Raw genomic sequence first — 20,126 nt, forward strand, 5'->3', positions numbered from 1 at the left:
GGCCTTGTTCATTAAGCTAGCTGAGACAATTCCTTAATAACTGTTTCTTCTGTTAGATCTTCAATCGTATCCAAATATTGAGTGAAATGTTCTGTTTCCATCTGGTTTTGCAGATGCGCAGCATTGGCCCAATTTTCGTAAAAGACAAAGGTGGCGGGGGTGTTTTGATCCCAGTGGAGCCGATAGCTATTGAATCGTTCTTTTTACAGGTGGCTTTAACAATTTGAGGAGTTCGGAGAATTCATATAAGACGTTTAATTTCCTAGCGTGGCAAAACTCATCATAAATAACTATCTTGCATGAATATTTTTCAGGTCTATATTTAGAACACAATAAATTAACGACATATTTGATCTCTGCTGATACCTATGCGTTGTTGATGGAGAAAATAAAGACTATGAGTTGGGTGTTATCGTTAAAGAGCGGCAAAATAAAAATGATTCTGCTGTAAAGGTAAGTGGTGATGATTTCGCGGGTCTCTTTTGACCTGAATTTAAACAAGCTGAATCGATTTTGGTGTTAAAGTCTCTATCTTAAACTGTTGTGAGTGCTGGGTCAGGGCTGTTGAACTAACTTAAAATTTCCAGATAGGATTCACATGAAATTAACTGTTCAAAATCTATGTAATGATCTGCAAAAAATACGGGATAATGCACCGCTTGTGCATAATGTTACCAACTTTGTCGTAATGAATAATACTGCCAATGCGCTGCTCGCTATCGGTGCTTCACCGGTTATGGCCCATGCGGCTGAAGAAGTGGCAGAGATGGCAGCACTTTCTGCGGCACTGGTCATCAACATTGGCACCCTCAATCGGCAGTGGGTTGATGCCATGTCGCTGGCGATGACAGCAGCAAAGGGTAAGGGGATTCCGATCGTTTTCGATCCGGTTGGCGCCGGTGCAACAGCTTTTCGAACCCAGTCTTGCCTCACTTTGATTGATCAGATTGCCCCGACCGTGATCAGAGGGAACGCCTCCGAAATTATGGCTCTGGCTGGTAGTAGCGTGCAGACCAAAGGGGTCGATAGCTCGGCGGCAGAGAGTGACGCTGAAAGTGCTGCTTTCGCGTTGGCACAGAAATATGGGTGTGTGGTTACCGTCAGTGGAGCTGTTGACCTGATCACAGATGGGAATAACAAACTTCAGGTTCGTAACGGCAACCCGATGATGCCGAAGGTTACTGGCCTCGGCTGCACAGCTACGGCGCTGGTCGGTGCCTTTTGTGCGGTCAATGACAATGCCCTTGCCGCGGCAACCCATGCCATGTCAGTCATGGGTATTTGTGGCGAAATTGCTGCGGAGAAATCTGCAGGGCCGGGAACCCTACAGGTTCACCTCATTGATGCATTTTACAACCTAACCAATGAACAGATTGAATCGTATTGGCGACACTAGGAGTCAAAATGAAACAGTTAAATTTAGATCTGCATTTGGTCACCGATCGCGAGTTGTGCCGTGGACGAGATCTCATCGATATCGTTCAGGCGGCAGTTCAGGGGGGTGTTTCTATTGTACAGTTGCGCGAAAAGGAATGCCCAACGAGAGATTTCATTGAGTTTGGCCGTGCCATTATGGCGGTGTTGAAACCCACAGCGATTCCACTTCTTATCAACGACCGGATTGACATTGCCTTGGCTATCGGTGCTGACGGTGTTCATATTGGCCAGAGTGACATGCCTTATGGTGATGCGCGTCGGTTGTTGGGGCCCGATGCAATTATCGGTCTTTCCGTCGAGTCTGAGGCTCATGCACTTGAAGCTGAAGATTTGGATGTTGATTATCTGGGATTAAGTCCTGTTTTCGTGACTCCGACCAAAAGTGAACTAACGCAACAACTCGGGCTTAAGGGTGTCGGCAGAATTCGCCAGATATCTCGCCATCGACTCGTGGCGATTGGTGGCCTCCATATCGGCAATATTCCGAGTGTTCTTGAGGCGGGGGCCGACGGTGTTGCGGTCGTTTCTGCCATTTGTTCGGCCGTTGATCCGCTCCAAGCAGCCCAGCAATTAAGTAAACTGCACGTGAAATAGGCAGGATATAGTTGGAAGAATTAGTGGTGGTTAAAAAGGGATTAAGGCTGAACATACCGAAGAATTATGATTTATGGCATGCCGAAATCGAGTCCAAGCAATGGCGGCTGGTTAAATCATTGCCACCGCAGTTGTTTCACTCTGGTTGAAAGTCTAAATGCCGATTCGGAATATCCGAATCGGCATTTTTCGTTAAGCGAGTTGAGTCAATTCCTGAATAACTGTATCTTCGGTTAACTCTTCAATGGTAGCCAAACATTGGGTGAAATGTTCTGTTTCCATATGGCTTTGCAGATGCTCAGCACTGGCCCAATTTTCGTAAAAGACAAAGGTCGCGGGGGAGTTTTGATCACAGTGGAGCAGGTAGCTATTGCAGCCTTGCTCTTTAAGGGTGGCTTCGACCAGTTTGAGGAGTTCAGCTTTTACTGTATCGATAGCGTTCTCTTTGGCGATGATGGTTGCGATGACAATTACTTCAGACATTTTTTAATTTCCTTTTTTAATATTGAGGATACATACGTTACCGCCGGGACGGTTTTGTAAGCAGCCGTTACAGGAGACGCATTTGGCTCGTTGACGATCACCTGCTTGCCAGCGGTTGGGCAGATCGGGTTCTGTTAATAATGGCCGTGATAATGAAAATAGCGCGACACGGCTGGTTGCTAACAGTTGTTCGATCACCTCAGGGCTACGCAGTCCACCGACGGTAATAATTGGTATATCCAATTCGTTGGCTAATTGTATAGCATACTGGGCATGGTAGGCTTCTTTTTCTGGGGTATTTATTTTGGCTCGTGCGGGAATCTTTTCTCCTGAAGCGAATGTGCCAGCACTGATTTCGATGGCATCGATCCCGCGCTGCGCTAATTGATGACACACATAACGACAGTCATCAAAAACTGCCCCATCTTCAAAATAATCTTCCGCATTTATTTTGATCAATACCGGATAGTCATCACCGACCTGTTGGCGAATCTGCTCATAGACTTCAATGAAAATTCTCGCCCGATTTTCAATACTGCCACCATAATGATCACTTCGGCGATTGTAATGGGGACTCAAAAATTGGCTTAATAGATAGCCGTGTGCGCCATGCATCTGTACGCCATCAAAGCCCGCTTCTTTAGCGCGTTTGGCGGCAGCACCAAAGGCGTGGACGAGGGTGTTTATATCATCCTGTGTCATCTCTGTTGGTACCACCTTTGTGGCTAAGTCGGCCACGGCGGATGGCCCCCAGATCAAGCGACCTTCGGCGGGGTAACCCGTTTGCGAACCACCATAGGCGATTTGAGCGACAATGCGGCTGTTATGCTGATGCACCATGGTGGTGAGTTGCTGGTATTCAGCGATAAAGCTATCGTCATAAATTCCCATCATACCGGGATTGGGTTGTTCCTCTTCTACAACAAAGGCGTAGCCTGTTAAAATCATGCCAACGCCGCCTTTGGCGAGGTCTTCATAAACCTTAAACAGTTTGTCGGTCATGTGACCTTTATCGTCGGCCATATTTTCCCATGTAGCACTGCGAATGAGGCGGTTTTTTAACGCCATGCGACCAATTGCGGTTGGTTCAAAAATTTTAGCCATTATATGTTTACTCCTTGTTGGGAAATTGATGAATATCAGAGGTTCATCAATCGTTGCGTTACTAACTACTTTTGAGCTACTATCGACCATAGGAGACATATCGTCAATTACGTACTTTTTTTATACGTAGTACCCAAAAGGGTACGTCAGGGTATATAAAGGTACTGTTGAATTGCTCGGAGTATTGATTATGGACACAACTCAACCACAAGAATGTTATTTGTTTCGCGATAAAACCTATAAGTGTGGCATCGATGTGACGTTGGCCGTTATCGGTGGTAAATGGAAAACATCTATTCTGTGGCATTTGGCTATTGAAACGATGCGCTTTTCACAGCTGCAACGCCAATTTTCAGCGACAACGCGTAAAATGCTCACTCAGCAACTGCGTGAGTTAGAACGCGACGGTTTAGTGCATCGTGAAGTGTACGCGCAGGTTCCGCCAAAAGTTGAATATTCGCTGACTGATAAGGGGCATAGTGTCATGCCTATTTTGAATCAGATGTGTGAATGGGCCGAGGGTTACCGTTGCGAAAACGTGTTGGCCGAAACAACTGTTTAATTGGTTCGGTAGGTACTTTTTAGGGGCGTCCGCTACGGTAGAGGACACCCCCGAATTTTAGCTGTGTGCCTATAGTGCGTGTTGCAAAACAGTCCGGGAGATATCCGGGGTGATGTCTTGCTGTTCAGATAAGGCCGTCATTCCGTGTTTCTCCAACCCTTGAATGATTTTTTCAATCCCTTGCTCATCGATATCGTAATCGCTAAGGTGGGTTTTCATGCCGAGGCTGTGAAAAAAATCTTCGGTTTTGCAGATCGCCAAATCAATTCTCTCATTCTCATCACCTGAGGTTATATTCCAGACGCGCTCGGCGTATTGGAGTAATTTCTCTTTTTTCTCCTGACGACGAACACGCCACATGGCAGGGAGAACGATAGCGAGACTCTTGGCGTGGTCGAGGCCGAATATCGCCGTGATTTCATGACCGATCATATGGACAGACCAGTCCTGAGGAACTCCAGCACCAATTAATCCATTTAGAGCCATCGTTGAGCACCACACCAAATTAGCGCGCTCATCACTGTCGTTGGGGTTGTTTACTGTTTTCTGTCCAATTTCGACGAGTGTTTGGAGGATACCCTCTGACGTGCGATCTTGAAAACGGGCGTTGACTGGGTAGGTGACATATTGTTCAACCGTATGGATAAAGGTGTCTACCACGCCGTTAGCCACTTGTGTTGCTGGTAATGTGACGGTGAAGTCGGGATCTAGAATAGAAAATTTAGGGAAAATGTGGGGACTGAATACTGGTAGTTTATCCTCACCATGGCTGACGACAGCGCCGCAATTCATCTCGGAACCTGTTGCTGGCAAGGTGACTACGGTGCCTAAGGGGATAGCACTTTCTACCGGTACAGGTTGAAAACCATAAGACATCAGTTGCTCCTCTTTGCCGATGAAGTTTTTCGCATCAGCTGCTAGAGCGATAAACTTGCTGCCGTCCATCACCGAGCCACCACCAACCGCCAACAGAAAATCAACCTTTTCGTTGCGCACCATTGTTACGGCTTTCATCAAGGTTTGAAATTTCGGATTTGGTTCAATTCCGCCAAATTCTATAATTTTGCGTGGAGATTTTGCGAGTTCGGTTTTAATTTTTTCCAAAATCCCATTTTTAATAACACTGCCACCGCCGTAAGTGATGAGCACTTTGGCGTTTTTTGGTACTAGGTTGTTCAGCTCACTGGTTTGTCCTTTGCCGAACAGGATATTGGTGGGATTGTAAAAATTAAAATTTAGCATTAGTATTTCCTCTCTTAGGAATGTTGTTGTCACATATTTAGACGATAAGAGTTTTGTTATTCTTGAATCAGAGTCTAACAACAACGGTCAAAAGTGCAAATACCTGTTCCTGCTAATTGCTTGCCTATTCCTGCTGGGTGATGTACCTTTACGGCATTAATAGATGATATTCTTGTCTAATCGTGTTTATCTGTGGGAACGGAGAACTGTGGTTGATGGTAGCTTTGAATGAGTTGAGTACATTGATGAACCATTTTGACCTGCCACAGGGGATTTCTGAATCTCTATTGCCTGGTGTGCGTTTCTTTAAGTCGCTGCAGTCCTTGCCGCGTAGTCCGATGATCTATGATCCTGGGATCTGCATTGTTGTGCAGGGCAATAAGGTTGGTTATTTGGGGGATCGTTCTTTTCCCTATGATCCAAATAACTATCTGGTGACTTCGGTGACCATGCCATTTGAATGTGCCACCTTTGCAACGCCAGAACAACCCTTGCTCGGTTTCTATATCGATGTCGATTTAGTCGTGCTTCATGAACTGATTGGCCAGCTCGGGCCGAACCATGAACACAGTGTACAAAACAATAGTGACCTCCATCTCGGTATTGGTCCAGCGCCTTTGGACCCTGAGATGAGTGATGCCTTAGCTCGTTTACTCAAATGTTTGCAGTCGGAAACCGAAACTCAGATTATGGGTTCTGATCTGATGCGTGAAATTCTCTTTCGAACCTTGAAAGGTAAGCAGGCTCCCGTCCTTTATGCGTTAGCGGCTCACAATGGTCACTTTGCCCGTATAGCCCGAGTGTTAAAATTGATTCAACGTGATTACGCCACACCCTTGGATATTGAATCTATGGCACAACAGGCTTGCATGAGCAGTTCAGCATTTCATCGAGCATTTAAAGAGATAACATCTGATTCGCCTCTTCAATATCTGAAAAAGATTCGTTTGACTAAGGCGCGTGATTTTATCGTCCAACATAAGATGAAATCTTATGTTGCTGCCAATAAGGTGGGCTACGAAAGCGCATCACAATTTAGTCGCGAGTTTAAACGTTATTTTGGTCAGAGTCCGACGGAAATAGTGAGAGAAATACGCCAATAGGTTCCATTTATTACTGTAAAAATAACTAAATAACTATTTATGAAACCTCAATTCTCAACAGTGGTGAAGAATTTGGGTTTCATAAAGTTGTTTGCAGCTTCGGAGAATAACAACTATGGCAATCTTAACATTGAGTTGTCGACAGAATTCACTTGAATATTTTTTGTTTGATGCGGAACATTTTAGTCAGTTGGCTTGGGGTACTGTGACGGGGATTGGTTGTGGTTGTCATGCTGAGTTAACCTGCGACCATATTCAACCACAGCGTCACGTGGTGACATCGCACATTTTAGACGATCTGCATAGTGCAATTGATTATGTTTTGAAACTGTTAGCGAGTTCGGGGCAGAAGCGCGGGTTTTCTACGCCAACTTCGTGGACGATTACGGCGGTTGGGCATCGTGTCGTGCATGGTGGTGAACTGTTTCGTCAGTCTGTTGCTATTGATGATCAGGTTCTTGAAAAAATTCACCAATTGGAGCGCTTGGCACCGAAATATAATCGTCCGAATCGTGAAGGGATTGTGGCAGCGATGGCACTATTGCCCTCATTGGTGCATGTTGCCATTTTTGACACTGCCTTTCATCAGACTATGCCGTCGTCTGCCTATATCTATCCTTTACCCTATGAGTGGTACGAAAAACACGCGGTGCGACGTTATGGTTTTCACGGCTCCTCCCACTTGTATCTGTCACGCTGTGTGGCGACGTTGATGGAAAAGCCTATTGATCAGTGTCGTTTGATCACCATTCACATGGAGTTGGGGATTTCACTTTGTGCGATTGCCGATGGCAGGTCCGTTGATTGCAGTATGGGATTTACCCCCGTTGATGGCACGATGCAGACACGACGTAGCGGCACGGTTGACCCCGGAATCCCCGGTTTTATTATGGACTGGCAGGAACTCAGTGCGCAACAGGTAGAAGAGATCTTGAATGAAAAAAGTGGCCTAGTGGGGATTGTTGGCCAGTGTCGTGGTCGGCGAGATGTGCTTGAAAAAAGCCTCGAAGGACAGAGCCGAGCCAAATTGGCGATGGCAATGGAAAGTTATGGATTGAAGAAGTCTATAGGCTCCTACCTTGCCGCCCTAGGTGGCTGTGATGCGATTGTTTTTAGTACGGGCCAGGGGGAACTAGAGGTTGCAACGCGGTGTGAATTTTTAGCGGGGTTAGAGTGTTTTGGTGTTGTTTTAGATCAACAGCGTAATGCCAAGGCGGGGCTATCCGATGTTCCTGAACGGATCAGTCATGATGATTCGCCAATCCAGGTATGGGTGATTCCAACACACGAAGCGAGGGTTTACGCTGAAGATACGGCTTTCGTTTGTGCCGACAACTGTCATGAACCGTGGTGTCAAGAGTATAGCTTTACGCCCTGATGATGGTTAAGGAGAAACAACTGTCCTCCTAGATCTGCTGTTAAAATACCAATAATGAATGTAAGGGGATTGATCTATTGCTTAGCGATAAATCAATCCTTTTTTTGTATATCTTTAGGTAGTTAGAGGTGAGTCACGCCTTACCCCCCTTTCTCTTTGGAGTTTTTCCTCCATCAATACAAGGGGTTTGTTGTTTCGTTTTAGGGGTTCTCCCTATATCTCTCTTCTGGCTTGTTCCTTTATGGTTAATGAGGATCGGCGCAAATTAATGTGCCAGTGCTTTCAGTGTGTGTTTCAGCCTGCACAGGTGCAGGCTTGAAAGCAATAGCCCGACCCTTTGAAAGGTCGGAACCATATCAGACTAAGGAAACGGGAGGTACCATGAAGAGATCATTTTTTTGCTTGGCAGCATTGGTTGTTGTGGTTGGGGGCGGCATTGCTGGCTGCATCCTGAACGACAATAATGCCAGTCCTGCGCTTGCAGCGTCAGAAGCGTTATCGAGTTCGGAGGTCGAACTGGGTGCGAGCTGTCTTGTGTGTCATGGTAACAAGGCATTCTTGCAGGCGAACCGCGAACAGTTTTTAGCGCTTGAGGCGGCTAATGCTGTTGCACAACACGATCCTCACGCGGCTGAAGAAGAGGTTGCAGGGGAAGAGGAAGAGCCGGTAACGGCTGAGTTGCTTGCTGCACAACTGTTTGTCGATGTTGAACTGATGGGAGTTCATGGCGAGCAGGGATGTTTGGCTTGTCATAAGGATGTTGCTGAAGGTCAGCAAGCATTAACTCCTGCGTGGCATACTGCTCTTGCAACCGATCCGACGGCTGATGGCGGTCAAGTGTGTGCCAGTTGTCACGGTCAAGGGATGGTTGATGATTTTAAATCATCGTTGCACTTCACCATGAACGGCGTAGCAAAAGGGTTGTGCGATCGTTTGGCACAAACTCCCAATGCGCAGAAAACGTTTGATGATATTTTTTATGATCCAGAGCCATATATGGGTTGTAACACCTGCCATGCCACTTGTGGTCAATGTCATGTAAGTCAGCCAAATATTGCTGGCGGTGGTCTGCTCAATAGTCACCAATTCACTAAAAAGCCTTCCAACGAGAAAACCTGTAACGTGTGTCATTACGAAAACTCTGAGTATCATCTAGAAGTAGACGTTCATGCCACGGATGCGGATATGAGCTGTACCGATTGCCATACCGATGCTATTGAGTATCACGGCCGTCCTTTAAGTGAGATGAGCGAAGGGAAATTGTATTACAAGGGCCCTGATACCACTGAAGTTGGCTTGATTGAACCAAACATGAAGCGTGATGTGGTGAAAGTGCGTTGTGCTCAATGTCATGACGATAAAGTGGTCGATCATCCAGTAAAAGGGGTGGATCACGTGGCTCAAATGGAATGTGTTTCGTGTCATACCCAGCCTTATGCCAACTGCTTTGGTTGTCACGATGGTGAAAAGCCAGAATTTGTTGGTGCCTGGGGCAGTGGTGATCCCGATGATCTCAATGTGACGTTAGGACTATCCATTCCTGGTGATGTGCACAGTAAACTGACAACACTTAATCACGCTGGTATGGGCGATGGCGTATTCGGCGATGGTGCCCCCGTTGTCGACACCACCAACCCAGAAACAAAATCGATGTGGACATCATTTGCGGCGCACTTTGTCGCACGTAATCCACTGGTATCCGATGCGGCTAAAGCCAGTGGCAGCATGTGCGATAACTGCCACAACGGCAACCTAGAGATGTTCCTTAAAAAGGGCGATCTTGATCTCGGTGGTAATGATCCGTTGAGCGAAATAAAGTGGGCCGTTCCTGCTGAGCGGTTGCCCAAGCATTAACATACTAAACTCAACGCTGATTTGATCGATGCGTCTTGCTTCGCTGCATAGTGAATGTGGCGAAGCAAGCTCGTTGAATCGAACGGTGGTTGATGAGTAACTCAATGCTGATAAAGAGTATTCGTTTTTACGGTCATTACACTAAATGGTTGTCGAAAAAGAACACAACACTTGGAGGTAGGCAATGCGAGCAATAATGAAGACGTTTTGTGTAGCACTGGTAGCATGCACATGCATGATCGGTGCGACATCTGCTGAGGCATTCTCTCTATATGAGAAGGGTGGATTTTCGTCGAGTCTCGATATGGAATTGGGGCTGGGTGTTTTTTCATCCGATAACGCTGGTTTTGGTAATGGCGTTTATCGCGCTGATATGGATGATTACGATGGTGAGGGTTCCGTTGGTTGGTACGAGATGTACGCCAAACCTGTATTGAACGCTTCCTATAGCAACGATACTTTCGGTACAATCTATGGTGGTTTGAGTATTGTCGCTTCTTCGACTTACGGTGATGGCGATATCGCAGGATTCACGACCGATAGTTCAGATGGCTGGGAGTCTGAGCAAGCCTATATCGGTGTCAATACCACTGTGCTCGCTGGTATTGGAATTGATACCCTTGATCTCTCTGTTGGTGAGCAAGATTTTAGTATTGGTGATGGTTTTTTGATTGCTGATGGTGAGTTTGATAGTACCTATGGTTGCTATTGGATGGCACCGCGCAAGTCTTTCAAGAAAACAGCGATTGCTAAAGCGGATATGGGCGCGGTGCATACCGATGTGTTCTATCTGATGTCTGACCTTGATTATGGTGACACTGAGTTATACGGGGTAAATGTTGAGTATGTCAGTGAAGATCTGGGAACTGTTGGCGTATCATACATCACTGTTGACGATGCTAAAGAGGGTAACTTCTATGGTAATCGCAAAGGGATGGATACCTACAGTGTTCGTGCTCAGGGTAGTGCTGGCGTTGAAAACCTGTTTTTAGCGGCTGAGTACGTGCAACAAACTGAGGGAGACCGTCAAAGCGTTGATGCGAATGCTTATTATGCAGAGGCGGGCTACACGTTTGCGGCACTACCTTGGAGCCCAACGTTGACTTATAAATACGCATTTTTCAGCGGCGATGAAGATGGTGCTTTAGAGGTTGCTGATGGTGGCGACGGCGACTACGAGAACTTCGACCCGCTATTCTATAGTGCGTTACGCGGTTGGGGAAATCACTACCTTGGTGAGATTGTTGGCGAGTATTACCTGTTCAACAGTAATCAAAAAACTCACATGGTTAAGCTCGACATGGTACCTTTTGAAGGGTTAAATGTTGGCGCGATCTACTACGATTTTGTTCTCGATGAAGAGAACCTCTTCGGTCAAGACTTGAGTGATGATCATTTTGCTCAAGAAGTTAACCTCTATGCTGATTATGGTGTGACTGATAACCTGTGGATTAGTGCTGTGTTCGCTTGGGCAACCCCTAAGACGGCTGGCGAGGAATACACCGGTGGTGACCAAGATATGAAACTGGTCGAAATTAGCGCATTTTTGTACTTCTAGGCGCAACCCCACGTTTGTTATCTGTGCCTAATCGGGTCGCCTGAAAATGGCGACCCGATTTATTGTTTCAAACTTATTCGTTCCAGCGAGGACATGTACTTTTCTCGGGAGGTTTATAATGCGTCAATCAATGCGTTCTTTATCCATTTGTGTTGCCCTGTTTGTGTTATTGACACCCATGGTGACTTTGGCAAAACCAACGATTAATTGTCACTGTTTTCGCGACCGCAGTTTTGATAGCCAAAAACCTCATGCTGCCGACGATTACTTTCTCGCCACTGCGCAAAACTCATTTTTTGCCGCACGCTTTGATATCAGTAAAAAATCGGTGGTGATAAAAAAACAGAAGGGGATGACTGCTGAAGAGTTGTGGTTAAGCTATTGGCTCGCAGAGAAAAGCGGAATCGCAGTGGATCAATTGTTGTCTCGTCGGGATAATGATGAAAGTTGGCGCTCGATTGTTGATCAGTTAGCGCTGGATGAAACGATTCTAGGTCGTCCATTTAACGATGCGATACGAGTTGATGTTGCGCAGGCTGCATCGACAGAAGATGTTCCGTTTCACCTAGATCAGTTGATTGTCGATCAAATTCTTGTTGAACAGGGGTTGTACCGCCCAGATGTCTTGCAACGGTTGCGTCAGAGTAGTGCGACCAATAAAATGGTGCTGCTGTTGGTGGCGATCCGTGATACATCTTCACAAAGTGCGGAATCTCTGCTTTCTCAGGTGATCACCGATGGTCGTAGTTGGGGTGAGCTGGTGAATCAATCTCAACTTAATGTTAAACAGCTTCCAGAGCAATTTAAGCGGTTGTTACATAAGTAGCAATCTTCTGGATGGATCGTTTGCTATAAAATCTATCCATGTTTTATAAAGACTTGAATTGCTTTAGTAAAACAGTGCTGAGGCGTTGTACTAATTTATGCCTTTTTATTTGTTCTCCCCTCTTTGAGACGCTACTATGGCCGTACTAATGGGATCTGAATCTTTGTCTTTGCCCTGTGTACCGATTTAGATGGTGAATTTAATGACTAATGTTTTGGGAGAAATGTGATGCCTTTTATCAATATTAAGATCACCCGTGAAGGGGCGACTGCCGAGCAAAAAGCCGAATTAATCAAAGGCGCCACTCAGTTATTGGTGGACGTTTTAGGTAAAAATCCAGCAACAACCGTTGTGGTGATTGAAGAGGTGGATACCGATAATTGGGGGATTGGCGGCGAGAGTATTACCGTACGGCGTAAGGGAGAAAAGTAACTTTTTTCTTTTGTGAATCCTTTGCACGTAAATTATGTGTTGACACTCGACGAGTGAAAGCGTACTTTTCCTATATAGGAAACATTACTAACAGGGTTTTGACAATAGAGGTCAGGGAATGAACTCAGCACATGCCAACCATATGGAACTTTTTCAAGAGATTTGCCGTAAGAAAGATTTACGTGTAACTCAGCAACGTTTGGAAATTTTCAAAGAGTTAGCTGAGTCAAAGGATCACCCTACTGCAGAGACCTTGCACCAGCGGCTTATTGTGCGTATGCCAACCCTATCATTAGACACGGTGTATCGCACGCTGACGACATTAATCAATTATGATTTGATCCATAAGGTTGAAACCGTAGAGAGTCAGGCCCGATTTGAGGTACAGCATATGCGTCATCATCATCTGATTTGTCGTCAATGTAATCATATTATTGATTTTCAATGGCAGTTGGTTGATCAAGCCTCTCTGCCAGAAGAGATAAATAAGTGGGGCAAGTTTGAACAAGCCAGTGTTGTTGTTTATGGTGTGTGTGAAAAGTGCTTAGAAGGATAGTAAGTGCTTTTTTTTTGCACCACTAGTAAGAATTATTACTAAGAAGTATTTGTTATTGCTTTATGGGCCAGGGCATGAAGTTGACAGTGAGCTTAAAATTGCAATACTCAATAAAGTATATCTTTAATCAATCGAGGAGGGGATCATGGACAAAAAGAAGTTGACGACGAATGCTGGTGCGCCTGTTTCAGACAATAATCATGTCATGACAGCGGGGCCACGTGGGCCACTGTTGATGCAAGATGTGTGGTTTCAGGAAAAATTGGCAAGTTTTGATCGTGAAGTGATTCCTGAACGGCGTATGCATGCGAAGGGTTCTGGAGCATTCGGTACGTTTACCGTTACTCACGATATTACCCAGTACTCGAAAGCGAAGATTTTTTCTCAGGTTGGCAAGCAGACAGAGATGTTTGTCCGTTTTTCAACTGTAGCGGGTGAGCGTGGTGCGGCCGATGCTGAGCGTGATATTCGTGGTTTCGCCATGAAATATTACACTGAAGAGGGCAATTGGGATTTAGTGGGCAACAACACACCGGTGTTCTTTTTGAAGGATCCCCTAAAATTTCCTGACTTGAACCATGTTGTTAAGCGCGATCCACGGACTAATTTACGCAGTCCGCATAATAATTGGGACTTCTGGACGCTACTACCGGAGGCGTTGCATCAAGTAACCATCACCATGAGTGAGCGCGGACTTCCACGTTCGTATCGACATATGAACGGTTATGGTAGTCACACCTATAGCCTCATTAGTGCGGATCAAAAACGTTATTGGGTTAAGTTTCATTTTAAAACTCAGCAAGGGATCGAGTGCTTAACGGATGCCGAAGCGGAAGCCATTGTTGGTAAAGATCGTGAAAGCAATCAGCGTGATCTGTATGAGAGTATTGAAGCAGGTAAGTATCCAGGTTGGAAGATGCAGATTCAGGTGATGACTGAAGAGCAGGCGGATGCGTGTCAATTCAACCCCTTTGATTTGACCAAAGTATGGCCACACTCTGATTTCCCATTGATGGATGTCGGCACTTTTGAACTGAACCGTAACCCTGATAACTATTTTGCTGATGTCGAGCAAGCGGCGTTTAATCCAACAAATATTGTTCCTGGGATTGGATTCTCACCGGATAAAATGTTGCAAGGGCGCTTATTCTCCTACGGCGATGCTCAACGCTATCGCCTCGGTGTGAATCATCATCTCATCCCGGTCAACAAACCTCGCTGCCCGTTCCATAGTTATCATCGTGATGGAGCGATGCGTGTGGATGGTAACCATGGTAGTACATTGGGCTATGAACCCAATAGCTATGGTGAATGGCAAGAACAACGCGATTTTACCGAACCACCGCTTAAACTTGAAGGTGATGCCGCCCATTGGAATCATTATGAAGATAACGACGATCATTTTAGTCAACCGGGTAATCTGTTTCGTTTGATGACAATGGCGCAGCAGCAGGCGTTATTTGGCAATACCGCCCGAGCCATGGGCGATGCACCACGACAGATAAAAGTGCGCCATGCTAAGCATTGTTATCAAGCGGATACTGCTTATGGTGAAGGTGTTGCAAAAGAGATGAATTTGACCATGGACGAAATTCAATCATAGGTATATTTTAATAGCGACAATGGGTCGTGTAAATCATGCAATTTAAAAGGAGAATGATCATGTCAAAAAGTGTTCAAGGGACTGAAACAGAGAAAAATCTACTTAAATCGTTTGCGGGGGAAAGTCAGGCTCGTAACCGTTATACTTATTTTGCTAGTATTGCTAAAAAAGAGGGTTTTGTTCAGATTGCGGATGTTTTTGAAGAGACCGCTGCACAAGAGAAGGAGCATGCGAAGCGTTTCTTTAAGTTTTTAGAGGGTGGCGATCTGGAGATTACCGCAACCTATCCAGCAGGAAAACTTGCCACAACAGCTGAAAATCTTCTTGCGGCGGCCAACGGTGAGGAAGAGGAACACACTGAGTTGTATCCAGCTTTTGCTGCGGTTGCTCGTAAAGAGGGTTTTGTCGACATTGCTGAAGCATGGGAGGCTATTAGTGTGGCTGAAAAGCAACATGAGAAGCGTTACCGTGATCTGTTGGCTAATATTGACAACGGTGTGGTGTTCAAGCGTGAGGAGACTGTGACATGGCGTTGCCGTAATTGCGGATATCTTCACACTGGTCCTGAGGCATTAGAGTTGTGCCCAGCGTGTATTCATCCTCAAGCACATTTCGAAATTCTTGGTGAAAACTGGTAGTTTTCTACCAAGGTATTAAGTCAATTGTTTCAATTTAAAAGCCCTTCACTGTTGATAAGTGGAGGGCTTTATTGTGCAGAGTAGGGATTGTGATACACAGGTAATGTTGTTTAGTTATTTGTTTCCTTGTTTGACTCATTGGTAGAATCTTGGTAAAAAGTAGTGGTTTAATCATTTAGTATAAAACATTGTAAATACATACAAACTATTTCAGATGCTCGAAATGAGCTTAATAGGGAACCCTGTGTAAATCAGGGACGGGCCCGCCGCTGTAACTAGGGACGAACGCTGCTTAATGTCACTGCCAAATTTGGGCGGGAAGACGCAGCAAGTAGGTTGATCTAGAAGTCAGAAGACCTGTCTGAGGTATCGTGATGCGTTTAGCCCTAGGCAGGGATGCGTGTTTAAGTCTTGTGGATGGAAAAGGGAGATCCCAGGTCGATATTATTCGGTCTGGGTTTTTTTGCGCCCAGATCATTGGTAGATGGTAGGAGTGTAAAATGGTTAGATTGAAATGGTGTGTATTAACGGTTGTATTAATTTTGACGGCAACGGTGGCTTGGGGGCAGACTGAACTAACGACGTATAATTTGGAGCAGATGGTGGTGACAGCGGAACGCTATCCTGTGCAAGAGAAGCAGTCATCGCGGTTTATCACCGTGGCAACAGCAGAGCAATTGATCGAAACTGGGGGGAATAACCTCGTTGATGCTCTAAAACGGGTAGGTAGTTTATCGTATAAGTCGCTAGCTCCTCTCGGTGTTAGCCGTATGGGGATGAAAAGCGAAGTGAGTATTCGCGGCTTAGAGGATGGCGAGTTGGTTTTGATTAACGGTGTGCCAATTCAAAGTGCCTCGGGTGGAAGCTACGATTTAAACGCCATTAGTATTGATCAAGTAGAGCGTGTTGAAGTGTTAAGTGGTGCCGCATCAACATTATATGGTGCTGATGCGATGACAGGCGTCATTAACATCATTACCAAAAAGACTGCAGGTAATTTTTCGCCGTATGCGCGTGTTGAATTCGGTGAAGAGGGTTATCAAAACCATCAGTTAGGTTTTGTCAGTAATCAACTAAATATGGGGCTGAGTTATCAGCGCTTGGATGGTATTGATACCATCTACCGTAAGCTTTCATCAACTAAGGGCTACACTTACGACATGGAGGGGACGGATCACTCTTCGCTAAGCCTCAATTATCAACCGAGTGAACATCTGTTTATCAATTATCTGTATAGCCGGATAGAAACGGGTTTTACACGCCGATACGATAGCCCAACCAAAAGCTCAATTATTTATGATCAAAATCAGGATAAACACTTCACCAATATTCGCTATGAAGCCGACCATTTTAAAATCAAAGGGTTCTACTCCTTTGATCGTCTAGTAAAAGAGCAGACCTCACCAGAAAAACCTGAAGAAAAGCGGCGTACTTACAATTACGGCCTCAGCACCGATTACCGTTTTGATGCGTTATCTTTTCAGCACACTGTCGGTGGCGATGTGATTCGTCGTGTTGCAGATTATGATTACTCATATGGTCGTCATTATCGGGATGATAGCGCGTTATTTTGGCAGGTGAAACGGGAGTTTCTTGAATGTTTAGTGTTTAATGTTGGTGCGCGTGAACAGCTGGTGGATGCCGCCGATGGTGCACGTGATTACAGCCGATTTTTACCCAGCGCAGGAGCAATATGTCGAGTCAACCCAGCTTTAAACCTCTTTGCTAATGCGGGTAAAGCGTTTCGTGCACCGAGTTTTAATGACCAATATTATAAGACCGATACCCGTGTTGGAAATCCAGACCTGAATCCTGAAGAGGGCTGGACCTATGAAGCTGGAATAAAATACGATCATCGCTTTATTCGATTACGTGTTGCGTTGTTTTTGATGAAATTTGAGGAGAAAATTATCTCTTATACGCGTCCAGACGGTATGAATAGTTATTACAATTCCGTTGATTACGAAAATAAAGGGGTGGAGTGGGATGCGACCTTCTTTCCATTTGATGGTCAAGACAATCGGTTGAAAAATATCACTCTTTCGGCGCGTGGGTTTGTTGCCAATCCGATTGCAGATGATGAAAACGGTGATGAAAATCAGGTTGGACCGCGAGTACAAACAGCTTTTGGCATAAATTACTTAGGGGAAGTGGTTACTGTGAATTGTGATGCGATTAATCAAAATGATCGCGAAGATGATTTAGATAGTCAGTTGACGGTTAATCTCTATACGAAAGTTAAGCTGCCTGTTGGTTCAGCGACATTTACTGTTGATAATGTTTTTGACGAAGAGATGATCACTGGAGGGAGCACGATTTCACGTTATTACGGCTTAAGGCGGGTGATTAAGATTGGTTACGAAATACAGTATTGATTGTTTGCAATAATCCTATTGCGCGTTAGAAACAGCCCTCCACTGATGGTTACAGGGAGGGCTGTTTGTAGGTGGACGGTGTCTTGTGTATTTCTAGCGCACCATGAGGCTTGAACTCTGGTGGCGAATCATTTATAACGTTTCCGCCTCCCAATTTCGGGAGAATGAGGACTGTGCCCCCTATGTTGTTTATCTTCTCAGCTCCATTTTGCGTGTTATTTTTCTATTTGTCATTTAACTTTTATCGGAAGAAAAAATACCAGCAATGCTTGGTTGTGGGCCTGTTAGCCGTGTTTCTTCTGCTGTTAACGTTAGCCTGTGTTGGCCTTGGTTATCTGTGGTCAACTTATCCTGGCGAAATCAATCTTTAAGTTACGATTGTTTTACTGAGCTGCGAGTAGTTCCAGAAATGCTTCAAGTCGTAATTTAAGCTGTTCACTATCGGATTCAGAGTAGTCGGTTTCAATTTGCAAAAAGGGTAAGTTTACCTCCTGTTGCATATGCTTGCGCAGGCTGAATGATTCAATGTTGTAGGTGTGACAAGCTTGCCAAGTCAGGTCGATGACACCATCAACTTGAAACTCTCTTGCTAAATTTGTCACGAGGTCGCAGCGGCCGGTGTTGGGTGACATGCACGAGCAAGGGATGGCGAGATAGCATTGTGCAATATCACGCAAAGGGTCTTCGCTTTGACGTACAGGCTCCACTTTTTTATAAGCGCCACAGCTTTCAAAACACACCACCTGACCACCTGACTCCTCAATGATCCTCACCACTTTTTCCGAACCGAGCCCCACTGGTACGCCTGTTAATAAAATGCGAGGTGCATCGGCCGCAAGGGTTGATATGCCTTCCTTTGCGCGCTGGTTCAGTTCGCTAGTCAGTTGATCAACGAGTTTAATTGTGGCGCGCTTATCGAGGGCAAACCCACGGTTGTGAAGAACTGTGAGCATTTCGATGCCGCTAATCGGCGCGGGTTTATGTCGACAGACATCTTGCAACGCTTTAAGGCTTCGTCGCTCATCGTTAAGAAGTTCAATGGCATCACGCAGTTTTTGCTCAGTGATCTCAACATTGAAGGTCTGTTCCAGTTTCTCTTTTAAAAGGTTGAGTTCAGATAACCAGTAGTTTAGCGCTGTTTCTTTGTCTTGAATTTGGGGTAGCTGTAACAGGTGAACTGGTTTGAACTCCTCCATCAATTCGTACATCTTTTTTTTGCCATCGCAGGTAGTTTCAGCGACGATGAAATCTGAAAAATAAAAAAATGGGCAGGTGTCGGTTGCGGCAAACCCGTAGCTTGATTTAATCAGTGGGCACAGGTTGCGTGGTAAACTTTGTTCGGCGATGGGGATCGGTTTTTGGCTTGTGCCGCACAGCATCACTGGCGATGCTCCCGCTGCTACAATTAGTTCGGCGGGTGAATATAGACAGTACATACCAACGATATGTTGTCCTGCCTCTTTGGCCTTTTTTAAGGCTATAACGTTATTTTCACGCAGTGATTCAAGTTGTTGATAGGTGGATGATTTCATCGATAAATTCCTTATGCTAGATGTGTTTTTTGGTCATATCATTGCCGATAAGGGCTGCACCAATGGCACCAGCCAGTTGAGGAAATTCGGGAACACGTAAAGGGATATTAAGGCTTTGTTCTATCCGCTGGCAGATGGCTGTGTTGCTGGCGAGTCCACCCGTAAAGGTGATATATTCACTGCTTGGCATGCGGCCGACGAGGGTGGGCAGACGTTTGGCAATGGAGTCGATAACACCCGCTGCAATAGCCCCTTTTTCGGCTCCGCGAGCGAGCAGTCCGATCACCTCAGATTCAGCAAACACCGTACACATACTACTGATGGTTGCGGGCTGTGAAATCAATGCCAATTCACCCAGCTCATCCAGCGTTAAATCAAGTACGCCAGCCATCACTTGCAGAAATCGGCCTGTACCAGCAGCGCATTTGTCATTCATGATAAAATCGGTTACATGACCACAGCCATCAAGGGCGATCACTTTACTATCTTGGCCACCGATATCGATGACCAAACGGCTCCCCGTAACCATATGTTCTGCGCCCCGAGCGTGGCAGGTGACTTCTGTTACGCGGCGGTCAGCAAAGGGCAGGGTGATGCGCCCATACCCTGTCGCGACCACAGCTTGCACCTGTTGCTCAACCAGTTGACCTTTTTCGAGTAGGGCATCATAGGCATTTCGTCCCGCTTGCTTTGGGTCCCAACCGCTGGGGATAATAACTTGTTCCGTGATTGTGCCGTTGATGAGTAGCACTGCTTTGGTGGCCGTTGAGCCAATATCGATACCGACGCTGATCTGCTTCATGATTTTCCTGAGGTTTTTACAGGTTTATAATCGTAGTGGTTCGTGAT

18 protein-coding genes, 1 pseudogene and 1 riboswitch are annotated in these 20,126 nt (G+C 45.6%); of the genes and pseudogenes, 13 read left to right on the top strand and 6 right to left on the bottom strand.

The features are described from left to right. Window positions 1–11: 11 nt before the first annotated feature. Window positions 12–176: pseudogene (locus ACZ5KY_RS08620) on the bottom strand (putative quinol monooxygenase); the annotation flags it as partial. Between the two features lie 422 nt (window positions 177–598). Between ACZ5KY_RS08620 and thiM the strand changes: the two are divergent. Beyond that, window positions 599–1,396: a hydroxyethylthiazole kinase gene (gene thiM, locus ACZ5KY_RS08625; RefSeq protein ID WP_464243489.1), complete on the top strand. Its 798-nt coding sequence runs from the start codon at window positions 599–601 to the stop codon at window positions 1,394–1,396. 8 nt (window positions 1,397–1,404) lie between these two features. Beyond that, window positions 1,405–2,031 carry a thiamine phosphate synthase gene (gene thiE / locus ACZ5KY_RS08630; protein WP_464243490.1) on the top strand — a complete coding sequence of 209 codons (627 nt, stop codon included), beginning with the start codon at window positions 1,405–1,407 and terminating at the stop codon, window positions 2,029–2,031. 192 nt (window positions 2,032–2,223) lie between these two features. Here the strand turns inward: thiE and ACZ5KY_RS08635 are convergent, their stop codons facing one another. Next, window positions 2,224–2,514 carry a putative quinol monooxygenase gene (locus ACZ5KY_RS08635; protein ID WP_464243491.1) on the bottom strand — a complete coding sequence of 97 codons (291 nt, stop codon included), beginning with the start codon at window positions 2,512–2,514 and terminating at the stop codon, window positions 2,224–2,226. 3 nt (window positions 2,515–2,517) lie between these two features. Then, the gene (locus ACZ5KY_RS08640) at window positions 2,518–3,618 is read right to left on the bottom strand and encodes an NADH:flavin oxidoreductase (protein ID WP_464243492.1); all 1,101 of its coding nucleotides are present in this window, start codon (window positions 3,616–3,618) and stop codon (window positions 2,518–2,520) included. Window positions 3,619–3,808: 190 nt separating this feature from the next. Here ACZ5KY_RS08640 and ACZ5KY_RS08645 point away from each other — a divergent pair, with 190 nt between their 5' ends. Further along, entirely contained in the window at window positions 3,809–4,180 is a 372-nt protein-coding gene (locus ACZ5KY_RS08645) for a winged helix-turn-helix transcriptional regulator (RefSeq protein ID WP_464243493.1), read from the top strand. 69 nt (window positions 4,181–4,249) lie between these two features. On the opposite strand, the gene ACZ5KY_RS08650 is transcribed toward ACZ5KY_RS08645, so the two are convergent. Beyond that, window positions 4,250–5,422, bottom strand: coding sequence for an iron-containing alcohol dehydrogenase (locus ACZ5KY_RS08650; protein WP_464243494.1), 1,173 nt, complete (start codon window positions 5,420–5,422; stop codon window positions 4,250–4,252). 215 nt (window positions 5,423–5,637) lie between these two features. Here ACZ5KY_RS08650 and ACZ5KY_RS08655 point away from each other — a divergent pair, with 215 nt between their 5' ends. From ACZ5KY_RS08655 to ACZ5KY_RS08700, 10 genes are all read left to right on the top strand, one after another. Then, complete coding sequence (locus ACZ5KY_RS08655) at window positions 5,638–6,525, top strand: AraC family transcriptional regulator (RefSeq protein ID WP_464243495.1); 888 nt, start codon at window positions 5,638–5,640, stop codon at window positions 6,523–6,525. A 115-nt stretch (window positions 6,526–6,640) separates the two neighbouring features. Further along, window positions 6,641–7,903 (top strand): acetate/propionate family kinase, encoded by a 1,263-nt coding sequence (locus ACZ5KY_RS08660; RefSeq protein ID WP_464243496.1) that lies wholly within the window; start codon window positions 6,641–6,643, stop codon window positions 7,901–7,903. 381 nt (window positions 7,904–8,284) lie between these two features. Further along, entirely contained in the window at window positions 8,285–9,757 is a 1,473-nt protein-coding gene (locus ACZ5KY_RS08665) for a cytochrome c3 family protein (protein ID WP_464243497.1), read from the top strand. Window positions 9,758–9,941: 184 nt separating this feature from the next. Further along, window positions 9,942–11,315, top strand: coding sequence for an alginate export family protein (locus ACZ5KY_RS08670; RefSeq protein ID WP_464243498.1), 1,374 nt, complete (start codon window positions 9,942–9,944; stop codon window positions 11,313–11,315). Between the two features lie 118 nt (window positions 11,316–11,433). Continuing rightward, window positions 11,434–12,141 (top strand): hypothetical protein, encoded by a 708-nt coding sequence (locus tag ACZ5KY_RS08675; RefSeq protein ID WP_464243499.1) that lies wholly within the window; start codon window positions 11,434–11,436, stop codon window positions 12,139–12,141. A 228-nt stretch (window positions 12,142–12,369) separates the two neighbouring features. Then, window positions 12,370–12,573, top strand: coding sequence for a 2-hydroxymuconate tautomerase family protein (locus ACZ5KY_RS08680; RefSeq protein ID WP_464243500.1), 204 nt, complete (start codon window positions 12,370–12,372; stop codon window positions 12,571–12,573). A gap of 118 nt (window positions 12,574–12,691) precedes the next feature. Then, on the top strand, window positions 12,692–13,129 hold the full coding sequence (locus ACZ5KY_RS08685; RefSeq protein WP_464243501.1) for a Fur family transcriptional regulator: 438 nt from the start codon (window positions 12,692–12,694) through the stop codon (window positions 13,127–13,129). Between the two features lie 145 nt (window positions 13,130–13,274). Continuing rightward, window positions 13,275–14,732, top strand: coding sequence for a catalase (locus tag ACZ5KY_RS08690; protein WP_464243502.1), 1,458 nt, complete (start codon window positions 13,275–13,277; stop codon window positions 14,730–14,732). Between the two features lie 59 nt (window positions 14,733–14,791). Beyond that, window positions 14,792–15,370: a rubrerythrin gene (gene rbr / locus ACZ5KY_RS08695; protein ID WP_464243503.1), complete on the top strand. Its 579-nt coding sequence runs from the start codon at window positions 14,792–14,794 to the stop codon at window positions 15,368–15,370. 195 nt (window positions 15,371–15,565) lie between these two features. After that, window positions 15,566–15,749, top strand: a riboswitch (cobalamin riboswitch). Between the two features lie 121 nt (window positions 15,750–15,870). Further along, on the top strand, window positions 15,871–17,745 hold the full coding sequence (locus tag ACZ5KY_RS08700) for a TonB-dependent receptor plug domain-containing protein (protein ID WP_464243504.1): 1,875 nt from the start codon (window positions 15,871–15,873) through the stop codon (window positions 17,743–17,745). Window positions 17,746–18,128: 383 nt separating this feature from the next. Here the strand turns inward: ACZ5KY_RS08700 and ACZ5KY_RS08705 are convergent, their stop codons facing one another. Then, window positions 18,129–19,277: a double-cubane-cluster-containing anaerobic reductase gene (locus tag ACZ5KY_RS08705; RefSeq protein WP_464243505.1), complete on the bottom strand. Its 1,149-nt coding sequence runs from the start codon at window positions 19,275–19,277 to the stop codon at window positions 18,129–18,131. Between the two features lie 16 nt (window positions 19,278–19,293). After that, entirely contained in the window at window positions 19,294–20,079 is a 786-nt protein-coding gene (locus tag ACZ5KY_RS08710) for an acyl-CoA dehydratase activase (protein WP_464243506.1), read from the bottom strand. Window positions 20,080–20,126: the final 47 nt, after the last annotated feature.

This window comes from Desulfuromonas svalbardensis (assembly GCF_055389415.1).